The 15,961-nt window shown below is 33.2% G+C and carries 14 protein-coding genes and 2 pseudogenes; 3 read left to right on the top strand and 13 right to left on the bottom strand.

The annotated features are described in order from the left end of the window. Positions 1–9 precede the first annotated feature (9 nt). Both AB4865_RS09500 and AB4865_RS09505 read right to left on the bottom strand, forming a co-directional pair. A pseudogene (locus tag AB4865_RS09500) lies at positions 10–358 on the bottom strand (IS982 family transposase); the annotation flags it as partial. A gap of 15 nt (positions 359–373) precedes the next feature. Continuing rightward, on the bottom strand, positions 374–895 hold the full coding sequence (locus tag AB4865_RS09505; RefSeq protein ID WP_372473026.1) for an FUSC family protein: 522 nt from the start codon (positions 893–895) through the stop codon (positions 374–376). Positions 896–971: 76 nt separating this feature from the next. Here AB4865_RS09505 and AB4865_RS09510 point away from each other — a divergent pair, with 76 nt between their 5' ends. Continuing rightward, on the top strand, positions 972–1,949 hold the full coding sequence (locus AB4865_RS09510) for a M28 family peptidase (protein ID WP_372473027.1): 978 nt from the start codon (positions 972–974) through the stop codon (positions 1,947–1,949). Positions 1,950–1,993: 44 nt separating this feature from the next. Here AB4865_RS09510 and lpdA read toward each other — a convergent pair. The 7 genes and pseudogenes from lpdA to AB4865_RS09545 all read right to left on the bottom strand — a co-directional run bounded on the left by lpdA (position 1,994) and on the right by AB4865_RS09545 (position 10,589). Then, positions 1,994–3,398, bottom strand: a pseudogene (gene lpdA / locus AB4865_RS09515) (dihydrolipoyl dehydrogenase). Between the two features lie 90 nt (positions 3,399–3,488). Next, entirely contained in the window at positions 3,489–4,199 is a 711-nt protein-coding gene (locus tag AB4865_RS09520; protein WP_372473028.1) for an RluA family pseudouridine synthase, read from the bottom strand. 92 nt (positions 4,200–4,291) lie between these two features. Then, positions 4,292–4,642, bottom strand: a complete 351-nt coding sequence (locus AB4865_RS09525; protein WP_372473029.1) for a PUR family DNA/RNA-binding protein — start codon at positions 4,640–4,642, stop codon at positions 4,292–4,294. A gap of 144 nt (positions 4,643–4,786) precedes the next feature. Then, positions 4,787–5,602: a 2,3,4,5-tetrahydropyridine-2,6-dicarboxylate N-succinyltransferase gene (locus AB4865_RS09530; RefSeq protein WP_372473030.1), complete on the bottom strand. Its 816-nt coding sequence runs from the start codon at positions 5,600–5,602 to the stop codon at positions 4,787–4,789. A gap of 424 nt (positions 5,603–6,026) precedes the next feature. After that, positions 6,027–6,932 carry an ethanolamine ammonia-lyase reactivating factor EutA gene (locus AB4865_RS09535; protein ID WP_372473031.1) on the bottom strand — a complete coding sequence of 302 codons (906 nt, stop codon included), beginning with the start codon at positions 6,930–6,932 and terminating at the stop codon, positions 6,027–6,029. Between the two features lie 52 nt (positions 6,933–6,984). Next, positions 6,985–9,057 carry a polyphosphate kinase 1 gene (gene ppk1, locus AB4865_RS09540; protein ID WP_372473032.1) on the bottom strand — a complete coding sequence of 691 codons (2,073 nt, stop codon included), beginning with the start codon at positions 9,055–9,057 and terminating at the stop codon, positions 6,985–6,987. Between the two features lie 74 nt (positions 9,058–9,131). Further along, positions 9,132–10,589 (bottom strand): oligosaccharide flippase family protein, encoded by a 1,458-nt coding sequence (locus tag AB4865_RS09545; protein WP_372473033.1) that lies wholly within the window; start codon positions 10,587–10,589, stop codon positions 9,132–9,134. A 68-nt stretch (positions 10,590–10,657) separates the two neighbouring features. Here AB4865_RS09545 and AB4865_RS09550 point away from each other — a divergent pair, with 68 nt between their 5' ends. After that, positions 10,658–11,815, top strand: a complete 1,158-nt coding sequence (locus AB4865_RS09550) for a cystathionine gamma-synthase (RefSeq protein WP_372473034.1) — start codon at positions 10,658–10,660, stop codon at positions 11,813–11,815. 41 nt (positions 11,816–11,856) lie between these two features. On the opposite strand, the gene AB4865_RS09555 is transcribed toward AB4865_RS09550, so the two are convergent. Beyond that, positions 11,857–12,111: a helix-turn-helix transcriptional regulator gene (locus AB4865_RS09555; protein WP_372473035.1), complete on the bottom strand. Its 255-nt coding sequence runs from the start codon at positions 12,109–12,111 to the stop codon at positions 11,857–11,859. Between the two features lie 48 nt (positions 12,112–12,159). After that, positions 12,160–12,441 (bottom strand): hypothetical protein, encoded by a 282-nt coding sequence (locus AB4865_RS09560; protein ID WP_372473036.1) that lies wholly within the window; start codon positions 12,439–12,441, stop codon positions 12,160–12,162. 270 nt (positions 12,442–12,711) lie between these two features. On the opposite strand from AB4865_RS09560, the gene AB4865_RS09565 reads away from it, so the two are divergent. Then, positions 12,712–12,903 (top strand): hypothetical protein, encoded by a 192-nt coding sequence (locus AB4865_RS09565; RefSeq protein ID WP_372473037.1) that lies wholly within the window; start codon positions 12,712–12,714, stop codon positions 12,901–12,903. A gap of 401 nt (positions 12,904–13,304) precedes the next feature. Here AB4865_RS09565 and AB4865_RS09570 read toward each other — a convergent pair whose 3' ends face one another. Together AB4865_RS09570 and AB4865_RS09575 are read right to left on the bottom strand one after the other, a co-directional pair. Next, on the bottom strand, positions 13,305–14,408 hold the full coding sequence (locus AB4865_RS09570) for a S1C family serine protease (RefSeq protein WP_372473038.1): 1,104 nt from the start codon (positions 14,406–14,408) through the stop codon (positions 13,305–13,307). Between the two features lie 287 nt (positions 14,409–14,695). After that, complete coding sequence (locus tag AB4865_RS09575; RefSeq protein WP_372473039.1) at positions 14,696–15,874, bottom strand: acetyl-CoA C-acyltransferase; 1,179 nt, start codon at positions 15,872–15,874, stop codon at positions 14,696–14,698. Positions 15,875–15,961 lie beyond the last annotated feature (87 nt).

Raw genomic sequence — 15,961 nt, forward strand, 5'->3', positions numbered from 1 at the left:
TTGTTCATTTTAAATTATACTTGCTTTAATTTTATTTATTTCCTTTTTTAATACAAATTTGTTAATGTATTGAATTAAGGTTAAAGCAGTTATTTTACTGATAATTCGTGTTTTAAAACCGTTGAATGATTTTGCATAATTCCTTTTAATCATAAATTGATCACATAACCGCGAAATCGAAGATTCGACGAAGTCAAAATAATGTTTCGATTCTTTTCCTCTTTTTCTTGAATAAGTAAAACTGAAGTTTGTAATCTTTTTGATTCAGTCTCTTTGAGGTATTTAACTGAATAGTAGCAGTGTTAAACAAATCTAATTGATATTGTGACGATATATAACCTCTGTCACCTATCAGACTTTTATAGCCAATTTTTCATACATCCCCCTCCAACGGATATTTCTTTTTTATTTTTCGTATAAAATGTGAACTCAACACTGTGATACTCAAACCTATTAAACATCCTATGGCAACGGTTGAAAATCGGATCAAAGGCGTTAAAACTTCTTCAGAAACATGTGATTGCAACATTACAATCAAAAAGGAAACAATCGCTACGCGTGCCATGTTCATTACTTTAAACAAATAACAAACAATGGCAGTAATCACAATCCCAATACACAAAAGCAACACACTTTTGTCGTGAATCATATAAATCACTGTTCCTACACACGAACCTATAAAATTAGATTTTACGCGTTCAAAAGTCAACCTGCGTGAGTCTTTTTCCTCGGGTGAAATTACCAAAATAATAGAAAGTAACAACCAAAATAATTCATATTTCGGAAATTTTAGCATCAAAAAATATCCTAATAAAAAACCAATCAAGCATCGTATGAGATAGACCGCCAATTGGGAATAAACGATTTTAACTAATAATTGTGTAGCTGTTTTCAATGGTAATTTTATTTATTTGCAAAGGTAAAAATAATTAACTTTGCTTATATTAATTTAAAATTAAATGTGAATCTATATGAAAAAAATCATTTTTAGTTTATTAATCTTAGGGCAAATGTCCTTTGCACAGCAAGCTGTTGAAGTTATGCCTCCTGCGGAAGCGTATGCTCGATCGATTTCATTAGAAAATCTAAAAGAACATTTGTTTACTTTGGCTTCTGATGAATATGAAGGTAGAAAAACAGGTGAGAAAGGTCAGAAAATGGCTGCTGAATACATCAGAGATTTTTACAAAAAACACAACATTCCTGCATTGCCTGGTACAGAAGACTATTTTCAATTCGTTCCCAGTAAATTTATGAAACGATTGTTTAGTCATACGCTAAACGATAGCGAAAATGTAATAGCTTATTTAAAAGGTTCGGGACTTCCTGAGGAATACATTGTGATTTCTGCTCATTACGATCATATTGGCATGTCGAACAATGAGATTTTCAATGGTGCAGACGACAACGCTTCAGGTACAACAGGTATATTGGAACTTGCTCGAATTTTGAAAAAAGCAAGCGATGAAGGATTTTTGAGACGCAGTGTGATTTTCCTTCATTGTACAGGCGAAGAATACGGATTGCACGGTTCGAGGTATTTTTCACAAAATTCATTAATACCTTTGGAAACTATCAAAGCCAATTTCAATATCGACATGATTGGTCGCATTGACTACAAATATAAAGACAATGGTGACTATTTGTATTTGGTTGGTTCGCTCGACGAAGGAAAGCATCTGTACCAATTTGCAGAAGATGCGAGTAAATATTTTGTAAATCTAACTTTGGATTACACCTACGACGATAGAAAGCATCCAGAAAAAATATTCTATCGCTCAGACCATTACAACTTTGCAAGGCATGGGATCCCTGTGTTGTTTTTCTACAGTGGCGAACATGATGATTATCATCAAGCAACCGATACCGCAGACAAAATCGAATACGATACGATGAAAAAACGATTGCATCTGATTTTTCACACGATTTGGAAAACCATCAATCAATAGAAAAAGAGGAAATTCTATCGAATTTCCTCTTTTTCTATTGATTATTACATGTGAATAGCTCTTTTTCCAGTTGCGTCCAATGCTGCTTCTTTGATAGCTTCTGTAAATGTAGGGTGTGCGTGAGAAATTCTTGTAATATCCTCAGCACTTGCTCTATATTCCATAGCTACTACTGCCTCAGCAATCATATCTGCAGCTCTTGCACCTATCATATGAACTCCTAAGATTTCATCTGTTTTTTCACAAGCAATTACTTTTACCAATCCATCAATATCACCACTTGCGCGGCTTCTTCCTAAAGCTCTCATTGGAAAACTTCCTACTTTGTAAGCTGCTCCTTCTGTTTTCAATTGCTCTTCAGTTTTTCCAACTCCTGCAACTTCTGGCCAAGTGTAAACTACCCCTGGAATCAAATTGTAGTTGATGTGAGGTTTTTGTCCAGCTAATGTTTCTGCTACAAATACACCTTCTTCCTCTGCTTTGTGAGCCAACATAGCTCCTTTTACCACATCACCGATTGCGTAGATGTTAGAAACATTGGTTTGTAAATGGTCATTTACATCAATACGACCTCTTTCATCAACTTTCACCCCTGCTTTTTCAAGGTTCAATCCATCAGTGTATGGTCTTCTTCCTACCGATACCAAACAGTAATCTCCCTCTACTACTACTTCTTCTCCTTTTTTGTCTTTTGCAGTGATTTTTACTGTATCTCCATTTCTTTCCACCGCTGAAACTGCTGTAGAAAGCATAAATTTCATACCTTGTTTTTTCAATACTTTTTGTAATTCTTTAGACAAAGCACCGTCCATTCCTGGGATGATTTTGTCTAAATATTCGATTACCGTTACATCTGCTCCTAATCTTTTGTAAACAGATCCCAACTCTAATCCAATAACTCCACCACCGATTACTACCAAGTGTTTAGGAATTTCTTTCAAATTCAATGCTTCTGTAGATGTAATGATTCTTTCTTTGTCTAAAGAAATAAATGGTAAAGAAGATGGTTTTGAACCTGTTGCAATAATAGTATATTTAGATTCGATTTCTTCAGCCGAACTGTCTTTTTTCGTGATTTTGATTTTAGTAGCAGACTCAAAAGATCCTACACCTTCAAAAACAGTAATTTTGTTTTTGTCCATCAAAAAGTTAATACCCTTTGTCGTTTGTTCTACCACTTCATTTTTTCTTTCCACCATACGAGCGATGTCTGCTTTTGGCTCATTGATGTGAATTCCGTGGTTTGCAAAATTGTGTTTAGCATTTTCAAAGTGTTCAGAACTGTCTAACAATGCTTTTGAAGGGATACATCCTACATTCAAACAAGTTCCTCCCAAAGTTGGATATTTTTCAATAATTGCAGTTTTAAACCCCAATTGAGCCGCACGAATGGCAGCTACATATCCTCCAGGCACCTGAGCCTATTACTGTTACATCAAATGTACTCATTATACTATATTGTTTTTGATAAATCGATTAATATTTGCAAAATTACAACAATTTTACTATTTCAAAGAAAATAATCACATTATAATAGTGTTATTTTTCATCCTTTACTGCATTCCAAAGTGTTTCATTAGGTAAAGGAGCATTGATAAAAATTTCGTTTTTGCTTACAGGATGAATAAATGTTAAAAATTTAGCATGAAGATGAATGCCTCCATCTTGATTACTTCTCTTTGCTCCATATTTCAAATCTCCTTTGATTGGTAAACCTATAGCTGAAAGTTGACAGCGTATCTGATGATGTCTTCCTGTATGCAATTTTACCTCTAAGACGGTATAATTTGACAATTTTTGAATAATTTTATAATCTAAAATTGCTCTTTTACTATTGGAAACTTCTTTATCATAGGCTTTGGAAGTATTTGTTTTTTCATTTTTAGCTAAATAATGTGTCAATGATGCATGACTCTGCTTTGGTTGATTTTGCACAACAGCCCAATAAATTTTATCTAATTTTCTATCCTTGAAAAGCTCGTTTAATCGAGTTAATGCTTTTGAAGTACGTGCAAAAACAACAATTCCAGTGGTTGGTCTGTCTAAACGGTGAACTACCCCAAGAAAAACTTCTCCCGGTTTGTTGTATTTTTCTTTGATATATTCTTTTACGACCTCAGAAAGAGGTTTATCTCCTGTTTTATCTCCTTGAACAATATCGCCTACTCGCTTATTTATAACAATAATATGATTGTCTTCGTATAATATTTGAAGATTTTCTTTGGTTGAATATTTTGTATCGTTTTTCACTTATTTAATTGGATTTAAGGTAAAATATAAAAAACTTGTCCAATAAATCTATTGAACAAGTTTCTCAACTTAATTAATAATAAATGAATGAATTAAATTTCATCAAACTCAACGTTTGTAAAGTTTGAAGTATTTGTATATTCTCTTTTAAAATCTTTTTGATGTCTTTCAGAAATTACCTCTTCACCTTTTTCTGTAACGATAAAATCTGTAATTTTTCCTAAAATATCTTTAAATGCTTCAAAATCTTCTTTGTATAGATAGATTTTATGTTTTTTAAAGTGGAAAGATCCGTCTTCTTCTGTAAATTTTTTACTTTCTGTAATGGTAATGTAATAATCATCAGCCTTTGTTGATCTTACATCAAAAAAATACGTTCTTCTTCCTGCTCTCAATACCTTAGAAAAAATTTCTTCTTTTTCTACAAATTCATTTTCTCTCATATCTCTTTCTTGTAATTATTTTACGAGGTCAAAAGTCTTAAAAAAAAAACTAATTTCAAAATATTTTATTACTTAGTTTTTCAATATTTCAATGTATTTTTATTACTATTTGACAATCAAAAATATAGATTTTCTTTTTCTTAATTATACCGCTACATTGTGTTCTCTCAACGCATCGTTTAGCGAAGTTTTCTTGTCCGTTGATTCTTTTCTTTTACCGATAATCAACGCACATGGTACTTGATAGTCTCCCGCAGGAAATTTTTTAGTATAACTTCCAGGAATCACTACCGAACGCTCAGGAACATATCCCACAATTTCTTTCGGCTCGTCTCCTGTTACATCAATGATTTTTGTCGAAGCTGTCAAAACCACATTAGCTCCCAAAACGGCTTCTTTACCTACACGCACTCCTTCAACTACGATACAACGCGAACCTATAAAGGCATTGTCCTCGATGATTACTGGCGATGCTTGCAACGGCTCCAATACACCTCCAATACCTACTCCACCCGAGAGGTGAACATTTTTACCGATTTGAGCACAAGACCCAACTGTAGCCCAAGTATCTACCATTGTACCTTCATCCACATAGGCACCTATGTTTACATAAGACGGCATCAAAATTACTCCCGATGAGATGTATGCTCCATGACGAGCCACAGCATTAGGTACTACACGAATTCCTTTTTCTGCAAAGTTTTTCTTTAAAGGCATTTTGTCGTGGTATTCAAAAATTCCAGCTTCTAAGGTTTCCATTTTTTGAATTGGAAAATACAAAATCACTGCTTTTTTTACCCATTCATTAATTTGCCAACCGTCGTTTGTTGGTTCGGCAGTACGCAATTCCCCTCTGTCTATATGTTCAATAACGCTACGGATTGCATTTTGTGTTTGTTCGTTTTGCAATAAGTCGCGATTTTTCCACGCTTGTTCTATGATTTGTTGTAAATCTTTCATTTTGTATATTAATTATTTATCTTCGTAATGTCCCAAACATGCAAGGATTTCAATTTTCTTTTCTTCTTCAAAAACTTCATAAGTTAGACGATGTTTTTTATCTGAAGTAATAACATTTTGCATTATTATTCCAATAACATTTTTTCTATCTCTTCAATATCTATTCTTGTTTTTTTACTTTTACTTGATTTTTCAATCATAGCAAAGTACTCTTCTTTTGACATTTTTGTATCGTCAACTTCTTTGATTATAATTTTCTTTGCTTTTATTTTTTTAATATTTCTTCAATATATGAAAGTTAATTGAGATCTATTTCTGCTTTAATTGCTATTGCTCCCATAATTTTTTATTTTGTTGAACAAAAATAAAAAAAATAATATGATTTTTTGTGAATAATAATTAGATATTTCACATATCAAATTCTCTATAGTTTATTTATTTTTAATAACTTAGGGTTGTAATACATCATTTTTACTATTCCATCAGACAGACCTATTTTGGGAACTATGATATTTTTAGCTCTGCTCCATTTCATCACTTTTATATAAATGTTCATAGCTGGAACGATTACATCTGCTCTATCGGGATTAAGTCCTAATGTTGAGACTCTTTCTTCATAGGCCATAGTAACCAACTCATTGTAAATATTTTTTAAGTAAGGAAATGACAGGAAATTTTTATTAGATTTAGTTGCCATTTTAGAAATTTTGTTGATATTTCCTCCCGAACCTATTACTTGAATATTCGGCATATTTGAGGTGTATTTTATTGTCCATCTTTGTATTTCGTTCCATGTTTCTTCTGCAACCATTTGATTGATCAAACGGACAGTTCCAATTGGAAATGACTTGGAAATGACAATTTTACCATGTGAAAAAACTGTCAATTCAGTACTACCTCCACCAACATCAATGTATAAATAATTAGAGTCTTTTTGGATAAATTGCTTCAAATCAGATGCTGCTATGATTTTCGCTTCTTTTTCTCCACTGATAATATCAATAAATACGCCCGTTTCCTGATTAATTATTTCTACTATTTCATTGGCATTATTTGCTTCACGCATGGCCGAAGTAGCACATACTGTGTATTTGCAGACCTCATATACTTGCATTAGCAACTTAAACGATTCCATCGCTTTTACCATTCGTTTTATGTTGTATTCACTTATTTTCCCAGTTGTAAATACATCTTGACCTAAACGGATGGGTACTCGTACTAATTCAGATTTGTTGAAATTTACTTCATTATTTCTTTCAACTACATTGGAAATTAACAATCTGATTGCATTTGAACCAATGTCTATAACCCCATATTTTTTTATTTCCATATTTTTTTATGTTAAAATTAATTCATGATAACATTCAAGAATAGATTTATAATCACAAATTTACTTCAATTTTATTCCTGTAATAATTATACATTTCTTCTTGAGCTCGGAATAATGTATTTCCATTCGTATTTACATACAAATTGGATAAATTTTTATCGTGAATTCTTGTTTTTACATTTCCATTCCAATAGATTGCAAATGTGTCTATCAATTGTTGTTTTATATTTTCATCATAAATCGGACAACTTACTTCCACGCGTTCATCGATGTTTCTTGTCATAAAATCTGCCGATGAAATATAGACTTCGCAATCGTCGTCTTCTCCAAAAATGTAAATTCGAGAATGTTCCAACAATCTGTCAACGATACTTATTGCTTGAATGTTTTCACTCAGTCCTTTTTCATTGGGAATCAAACAACATATACCACGGATAATCAATTCGATTTTTACTCCTGCTCTACTCGCTTGATACAATTTATCTATCATTTTTGCATCTGATAGTGAATTCATTTTCAAACGAATTCGGGCTTTTTCTCCACGAAAGGATTTGTCAATTTCTCGATTGATTAGTTTTTCAAATTTTGAGCGTGTAAAATGTGGTGAAACAATCAAATGCTTGTATTTGTTGATTTTGTAATTGACATCTAAAAAGTCGAAAACTTTGCTAACTTCTTTCAAAATAGGCTGATGCGAAGTCAAAAGTGTAACATCTGTGTAAAAATTTGCAGTTGATTCGTTGAAATTTCCTGAAGAAACAAATCCATATCGTTTGATTTTTTTACCTTCTTTTCGTTCGATGACACATATTTTACTGTGAACTTTCAATCCTTTTACTCCAAAAATCAATTCGATGCCTTCGGTTTGCATCAATTCGGCATAAAAAATATTACTCTTTTCGTCGAAACGGGCTTTTAACTCGATTTGAACCGTAACTTTTTTACCGTTTTTTGCAGCATTTATCAGCGAACTGATGATTTGTGAGTGCTTTGCCAATCGATACAAAGTGATTTTGATACTACTCACTTTGGGATCCAACGCGGCTTCTCTCAACATTCTCACAACATAATTGAAAGACTGAAAAGGCGTGTGAATCAAGAAATCTCTTTCTTGTATTTGATGTAAAATGCTTTTTTCTAAATCCAAATCTTGCAATGCCAAAGGATACACTTTTGGATAAATCAAATCGTTGCGTCCCATAGTTGGAAAGTTCATATAATCACGGCGATTATGGTATTTTCCTCCAGGAATCAAACTGTCGTTGTTGTTATCGATGCCGATGTGCTTGATGAAAAATTGCAAAGTGTCATCTGCTATTTCTTTGTCATAAACAAAACGAACGACTTCTCCTACTCGACGGTCTTTTACTCCTTCGGAAATTTTTTCTAAAAAACTTTTGTACAAATCCGAATCCTCCTCAATTACTGCATCTCGTGTGATTTTAATCATGTGAGCCGAAATTGATTTACATTCAAAAATTGAGAATATATATTCCAGATTTAATCGAATGACATCATCCAATAATATGATGTATTTTTTCCCATCTACTTCGGGCAATTCTACAAATCGATTGATGTGATTGGGTATCTCGATGACAGCATATCGACTTTTTTCTTTTACTCCACCATAAATCATTTTTACTGCCAAATATCCATACGAATCTCTCAACAATGGAAATTTCTCAGATTTATTGAGGATAATAGGCGCCAAATCGGGACTGATTTTATTAATAAAAAATTCTTTTATGAAGTTTTTTTGTTCTTCATTCACTAATTTTTCGTCAACGATAAAAATATTTTCCCTTTGTAGAGCAACTTCGATTTCGCCTAAAATTTCCAAACTTTTAGATTGAATTCGAATCACTGTTTCCGTAATATCTTTCAACAGTTCTTCAGCATCAATACCGCCTATCAATCGTTGTTTTCCTTTGCCCAACATTGCCAAACGACGAACTGATGCATAGCGAACTTTGAAAAATTCGTCCAAATTATTTGAAAATATTCCTAAAAATTTCAAGCGTTCTAACAAGGGAACACTCGTATCTGCTGCTTCTTGCAACACGCGTTCGTTGAATGCCAACCAACTTTTTTCTCTATTTATATAGGTGTTTTCGATTTGTTTCATTTTGTTTTATACTTCTTTAGTATATGTGATTTCAAATTTATATTTTTTAATGTTATAAAAATATTAAAATAAACCTATCTTTTCAATTTCTTTATGAGTTGAATCAAAATCTTCTTCTCTTTTTGATAAATCAAACCTACAAATGCCAATACAAATAATCCGCCTATCCAGTAATTTTCCCTAAATACATAAAAATGTACAAATGACAATAATACAGAACCTCCCAAATACACAAAAATATCTTTGCTATAAGGTATTGGATAGTATTTTTGACCCAAATAGTAAGAGGCAAATGACATGAGGAAATACACAATCAAGGTGGTCAATGCAGCTCCGTCTATTCCAATCATCGGAATCAAAACCAAATTCAAACCTATGGTAAAAAAAGCAGCTCCTAATGACAAAATGGCTCCTATATATGTTTTGTCTTGCAATTTATACCATACCGATAAATTGGTGTAAATTCCCAACAATAAATTGGCTAAAATCACCATAGGTACAATGCTCATTGCCGACCAATATTGGGGTTTTGATATTAAAATAGGTTTTAAAAAATTTGCTAAAACAATGATTACCAACATAGCGACACTACCAAACAAAACAAAATATTTGGTTACGGTTGCATACTTTACAGGAGCGTCTTCGTTTTTGGCATAATTGAAAAAAAACGGTTCAATTCCCAAAGAATACATCGTGCGAAACAAAATCATAAAGATTCCTATTTTGTAACAAGCGGCGTATTTTCCAGCTTCTGCCTGACTAATATCCGAAGGCAACAGTCGCTCAATCATAAATCGGTCGATTCCCTCGTTTATTGCAAAAGAAATACTCGCCACCATCACAGGAAATGCGTACATCAACATTTCTTTCATCAACGAAGTGTCGATTTTATTTCTCAGGTTTTTATAAATCGGTATGAGTACTACAAAGGTAAAAGCACTTGCCAGTAAATTTGCCAAATACACATATTCTACTTGAAAATCTGGAATATACCAACCAGAAAACCAATCATTTGCCGACCATTTTGGAAAGAAATACAAAAACAAAACGGTAAGTAACGCATTGATAATCACATTACACATTTTGATAATTGCATATTTTTTTGATTGACCAATGGCTCTAATCATCGCAAACGGAATCACCACCCAAGCATCTAACAATAATATTCCTGATAAAATGCGAATCAATTCTGGAGAAACTCGTAAATAATCGGCTATAAAATCCGTTGCTCCAAATAATATTACCCCTGCAAAACAAGACAGTAGTAAAACAAACCACAACGCGTTGCTCTTTACCTTTTCTTTATCTTCGATTTTGTTGAAAAAACGGAAAAAAGCCGTTTCCATACCGAAAGACAAAAACGCATTGAGTATCATAATCCATGAAAACATAACGCTATAGCTTCCATACACCGCTTCGTTGTTCATCCATTTGATGTGATAAGGCACCATAATCACCCCAATCAATCGAGGCAACATGGTGGCAAATCCATATATTAAAGTGTCTTTGAATAGTTTTTTGTATATACCCATGGAATGTTTTTCAATAGTTTGGCACAAATTTACGAAATAACTACCTTTGCTCATTAAAATATTTCACAATGAAAAATCAAGTAAAATTCAATACACAAGTAATTCACGGAGGGCAACAACACGACCCTACGACAGGTGCCGTTATGCCTCCGATTTATCATACTTCGACCTTTGCTCAGTCAAGTCCGGGAGTGCATACAGGCTACGAATACAGTAGAGCCGACAACCCTACGCGTACGGCATTGGAACACGCATTGGAAAGCATCGAAAACGGAGCAAGAGGTTTGGCTTTTTCGTCTGGTTTGGCAGCTATTGATTGCGTAATGCGATTGCTAAAAACTGGTGATGAAGTAATTGCAATGGACGATTTGTATGGTGGAACTTACCGTTTGTTTACCCGTTTTTATCAAGAAATTGGAATTAAATTTCATTTTATAGACATCAATGATACGGATTTGTTTTTATCTAAAATTAACGCAAACACCCGATTAGTTTGGATAGAAACTCCTACCAATCCATTGATGAAATTGGCAAATATTGAGGCAATTGCAAAAATCACCAAACAACACAATATTCTCTTTGCTGTGGACAACACTTTTGCTACTCCATACATTCAAAAACCGCTGGATTTGGGGGCTGACATAGTGATGCATTCGGCTACAAAATATTTAGGTGGCCATTCAGATGTAATTGCTGGTGCGTTGGTTATCAAAGACGAAGAGTTGGGTGCAAAATTACATTTTACACAATTTGCCACAGGTGCTACTTTAGGACCACAAGAGTGCTTTTTGGTTTTGAGAGGAATCAAAACTTTGCATCTTCGCGTACAAAGACATTGCGAAAACGGAATCAAAGTAGCGGAATTTTTAGAAAATCATCCGTTGATAGATAAAGTGTACTATCCAGGTTTGCCATCACATCCGCAATACGAATTGGCTCAAAAGCAAATGAAAGACAAATTTGGAGGAATGGTTTCTTTTACTTTCAAATCCAAAGCAAAAGAAGACGCAATAAAATTTTTAGAAAAATTACAGATTTTCACATTGGCCGAATCATTGGGTGGTGTTGAATCATTAGCAAATCACCCTGCGTTGATGACCCACGCTTCGATTCCAGCCGACAAACGAGCAGAAATCGGTATTACAGACGATATGGTTCGCTTGAGTGTAGGTGTGGAAGACATCGAAGATTTATTAGCAGATGTACAACAATCATTGGAAGGATAAAACAAAAAGTCCTCAGAGTTTTACAACTTTGAGGACTTTTTTTATCTCAGTTCCAGCTCTTTTTTGAAAAATTCTTTTAGAGTCATACCCACATATTTTTTGAAAACTTTCCCAAAATGGCTCAAATACCCAAAACCTGAAAGATAACATGTGTCGGAAATTGTATGATTTTCGTTTCGTAAAATCTCCTTAGCGTGTTCGATTTGCTGAACAATTACATATTCCGATGGCGTCGAAAGATTATATTCTTTAAACATTCTAAAAAGAGACGAACGGCTTTTATCTGCAACTTGCATCAATTCTTCAATGTTGATTTTCTGTGAAATATGATTGCGAATATACTTCTAAATTGCCAATAATTGATTGGGTAAATTCTGTGTAGATAATTGACGAACAAATTGTTGCGTTTGTATAATACGAACCAAAAGCGTTTTTAAAGTCAAATCGGTCAAAACATCTTTTTCCAAACTATCTTCTATGCTGATAACAATTAATCGATTCAATGCTTGAGCCAACAATCGATTGTTGTTGAAATGAAAATTAGAAAAATCCAATTCCCAAAGTTTCCCGTCTTTACCAGTACCAGACATAAAATCAAAATCTTCAAAATCATCGTAATGTAACACTTTTTTCCCTCGGTTTTATGAGAAAAACACTACTTATATTTACTTTTTGATGCATGATTGGTTTGGCACAGAAACAATATGTTTTGAAGGAATATGTTGAAACAAATTACGCAACATAGACTGAAGACAAATTGAAATCTATCAATAAAACAACTTTTACATATGATTCCAAAAAGGGGATAATAAATAAAAATACAATGTATATAAATACATCAAATATACCTGATTATAAAGATTCTGTTATCTATAATTTAAAACAAGAAAAAATTTTTGTTAGGAAGTAAACGGAATAAAGATAATAATATCTGGAAAAATGTAAAGAAAGAAATTTATGATAAAGAAAATAATGAATACATTTTAGACACCTTTGATGAGTATTCTGATTCTCTTATACAATATAAAAAAAATAAAATTAAAGAAACGGCTAAAACATATCAATTAAAAAACTTTAATAAAAATTAAAAAAGGAAATGGATAGAAACAAGCAAACAATTTTCAAAAAAAAAAATAAAAAAGGTAAAAACACCTATCTTTTAGTTTTTGCACATCAAATGAATGATAATGAAGTTCTAATGAGATTTAAGAGTAAATCATTCTATAAAAAAGATACTTTACTGAAAAAGTAAAACAATATAAATGGAATGAAAATAAAGACCGATGGGAATTAGATTTAATAACAAAGTATTAATATACCGACAATACGATAACAAAAAATGGTAGTATTTCATAATCAATTTATGCTTATATTTGCAGAAAGGCTCAAGTTATAAAAACTCAAGCCTAACTTTTTTAACTTACACACTTTGGGGGATAGTGTCGTTAAATCCTGTATCATTTTTTCAGGACGAGAGAGTAAATGATATTTAATTGGATAAAACTACAGGAAACTGCAACCTTTTGTTGTTTCTAATTACAGTAAGATTTACAGTTTCCTTTGGACTTTTATTTGACAAAATTCGAGTAATATCAGAAAAGCCTTTGATTTCTGCATTGTCTATTCCTACGATGATATCTTTTATTTTCAACTCAGAACGAAAGGCACCACTATTTGGTAAAATATCTTCCACAATAAAACCTCTTGTTTGAGATAATTGTAAGGATTGAGCGATAGAAGCATTTAACTCAATACCTTGAATTCCTAACATACCTTGTTGTACTTTTCCATAATTTTTCAAATCATTGACGATTTTCTTTACTGTGTTAGATGGAACAGCAAACGAATAACCCACATAGGATCCCGTATTTGAAGAAATCATCGTATTGATACCTATCAACTCTCCATTTGTATTTACCAACGCACCTCCTGAATTTCCTGGATTTACCGCAGCATCTGTTTGTAAAAACGACTGAATACCTGTACTGTCTAAATTTCTTGCTTTTGCAGATATTATTCCCGCAGTAACCGTTGAATTTAAATTGTATGGATTTCCGACTGCTAATACCCATTCTCCTACTTTTACATTGTCAGAATCGGCAAAAGTTGCATAAGGCAAATCGTCGTTTGTCTCGATTTTCAACAAAGCAATATCGCGTCTTTCATCAGTACCAATGAGTTTTGCTGGAAAAACTTTGTCATTATTTAAAGTAATCTCAATTTCGCTTGCTCCTTGAATCACATGGTTATTGGTTACAATATATCCATCTTTTGAAATAATCACTCCACTTCCCGTTCCTACTTGTGCTTGCATTTCGCCTCCTCTGTATCCATAAAAGTATTCCAAAATAGGATTGGATGGCGTACGTCTGTAACTTACATTCTTTACATGGACTACTGTGTGTAGCGAACTCTCAGCAGCAGAGGTAAAATCAAATCCACTAGCATTCGAACGTTCAACACGAGTCGATGGAGCATCAAATGATAAAACACCATCAGAATTTCCATGATTTGCATTCAAATATTTGTATCCCATTAAAGTAGTTGCACTTGACAGCAATGCAACAATTGCTAAACTTGTTATTTTTTTCATATATTCAATATTTTAAGATTTTTAATGTTGTAAATTTACTTTTTTAGTTAATATAAAACACATTATTTAACCAATAATTAACTCATGTGAAAATATTTCAATAAACATTTAAAATAATTATCAACTTTACAATAAACTATTTCAAATTTTAATCAACTTATTAAAGTATGAAAAAAATAAAATCTTAAAATTTAAAATTTCTAATATTTTCAATTAAATCAAAAAAACATATTAAAAAGAAAAAATCGCCCAATAGGACGATTTTCTTATAAATTATAAAAAGTCAATTAGCATTTTTCGATAACAATAGCAGAAGCTCCACCACCTCCATTACAGATAGCAGCTGCACCGATTTTACCATTGTTTTGCTCCAATACATTGATCAATGTTACGATGATACGAGCTCCTGAACATCCAAGTGGGTGTCCTAATGCTACAGCTCCACCGTTTACATTTACTTTATTTGCATCAATATTCAACAATTTTGTATTGGCGATTCCTACTACTGAAAAAGCTTCGTTGAACTCAAAGAAATCTACCTCATCGATAGAAACTCCCGCTTTTTTCAATGCTACTGGCAATGCTTTTGCAGGAGCTGTAGTAAACCATTTTGGCTCTTGAGCAGCATCTGCATAGCCTTTGATGTATGCCAATGGTTTCAATCCTAATTCGTTTGCTTTTTCTTCGCTCATCATTACCAATGCAGCCGCACCGTCGTTGATTGTAGAAGCGTTAGCCGCTGTTACCGTACCTTCTTTTGTAAATACAGCTTTCAATGTAGGGATTTTATCCAATTTTACATTGGTGTATTCCTCATCTTTTGTTACCAAAACTGGCTCTCCTTTTCTTTGAGGAACTGGTACAGGTACTACTTCGTTGTCAAATTTTCCAGCTTCCCATGCCGCTGCAGATTTTTTGTATGAATCGATAGCAAAATTATCTTGCTCTTCTCTTGAAATGTTGTGTTCAGAAGCACAAAGATCAGCACAAACTCCCATTGCATTTCCGTCGTAAGCGTCTGTCAAACCATCTTTTTGCATACCATCAACAAATGTTGTAGGTCCAAATTTAGTACCACCTCTCAAATGTGCATAGTGAGGAATCAAACTCATGTTTTCCATACCACCAGCAACCACGATGTCAGCATCACCAGCCATAATCGCTTGAGCTCCTTGCATCACGGCTTTCATACCTGATGCACACACTTTATTTACCGTAGTCGAAGGAACATTGTTTGACAAACCAGCCAAAATTGCTGCTTGTCTTGCAGGTGCTTGTCCCACGCCCGCTTGAACCACATTACCCATCAAAACTTCGTCAACCAAATCTGGTTTCAAATTGATTTTTTCCAAAGCTCCTTTGATTGCAATGGCTCCCAATTGTGGTGCAGGTACTGTTGATAATGCTCCTAAAAAACTACCCATTGGTGTACGAGCAGCTGATACTATTACTACTTTTTTACTCATTTTATGTATTGTTTTTTATTTTCTTACGATTGCGAAGATACGAAATTTTGTATTATGTATAAAAACTAAGTACAAAGATATCTATGA

The organism is Capnocytophaga sp. ARDL2 (assembly GCF_041530365.1).
Lineage (GTDB): Bacteria > Bacteroidota > Bacteroidia > Flavobacteriales > Flavobacteriaceae > Flavobacterium.

Excerpts from the sequence above, each read along its gene's own strand:
- AB4865_RS09535 (WP_372473031.1), bottom strand. The coding sequence starts at position 6,932 with ATGGAAATAAAAAAATATGGGGTTATAGACATTGGTTCAAATGCAATC.
- AB4865_RS09510 (WP_372473027.1), top strand. The coding sequence starts at position 972 with ATGAAAAAAATCATTTTTAGTTTATTAATCTTAGGGCAAATGTCCTTT.
- AB4865_RS09555 (WP_372473035.1), bottom strand. The coding sequence starts at position 12,111 with ATGCAAGTTGCAGATAAAAGCCGTTCGTCTCTTTTTAGAATGTTTAAA.
- AB4865_RS09575 (WP_372473039.1), bottom strand. The coding sequence starts at position 15,874 with ATGAGTAAAAAAGTAGTAATAGTATCAGCTGCTCGTACACCAATGGGT.
- AB4865_RS09530 (WP_372473030.1), bottom strand. The coding sequence starts at position 5,602 with ATGAAAGATTTACAACAAATCATAGAACAAGCGTGGAAAAATCGCGAC.
- AB4865_RS09550 (WP_372473034.1), top strand. The coding sequence starts at position 10,658 with ATGAAAAATCAAGTAAAATTCAATACACAAGTAATTCACGGAGGGCAA.
- AB4865_RS09570 (WP_372473038.1), bottom strand. The coding sequence starts at position 14,408 with ATGAAAAAAATAACAAGTTTAGCAATTGTTGCATTGCTGTCAAGTGCA.
- ppk1 (WP_372473032.1), bottom strand. The coding sequence starts at position 9,057 with ATGAAACAAATCGAAAACACCTATATAAATAGAGAAAAAAGTTGGTTG.
- AB4865_RS09545 (WP_372473033.1), bottom strand. The coding sequence starts at position 10,589 with ATGGGTATATACAAAAAACTATTCAAAGACACTTTAATATATGGATTT.
- AB4865_RS09525 (WP_372473029.1), bottom strand. The coding sequence starts at position 4,642 with ATGAGAGAAAATGAATTTGTAGAAAAAGAAGAAATTTTTTCTAAGGTA.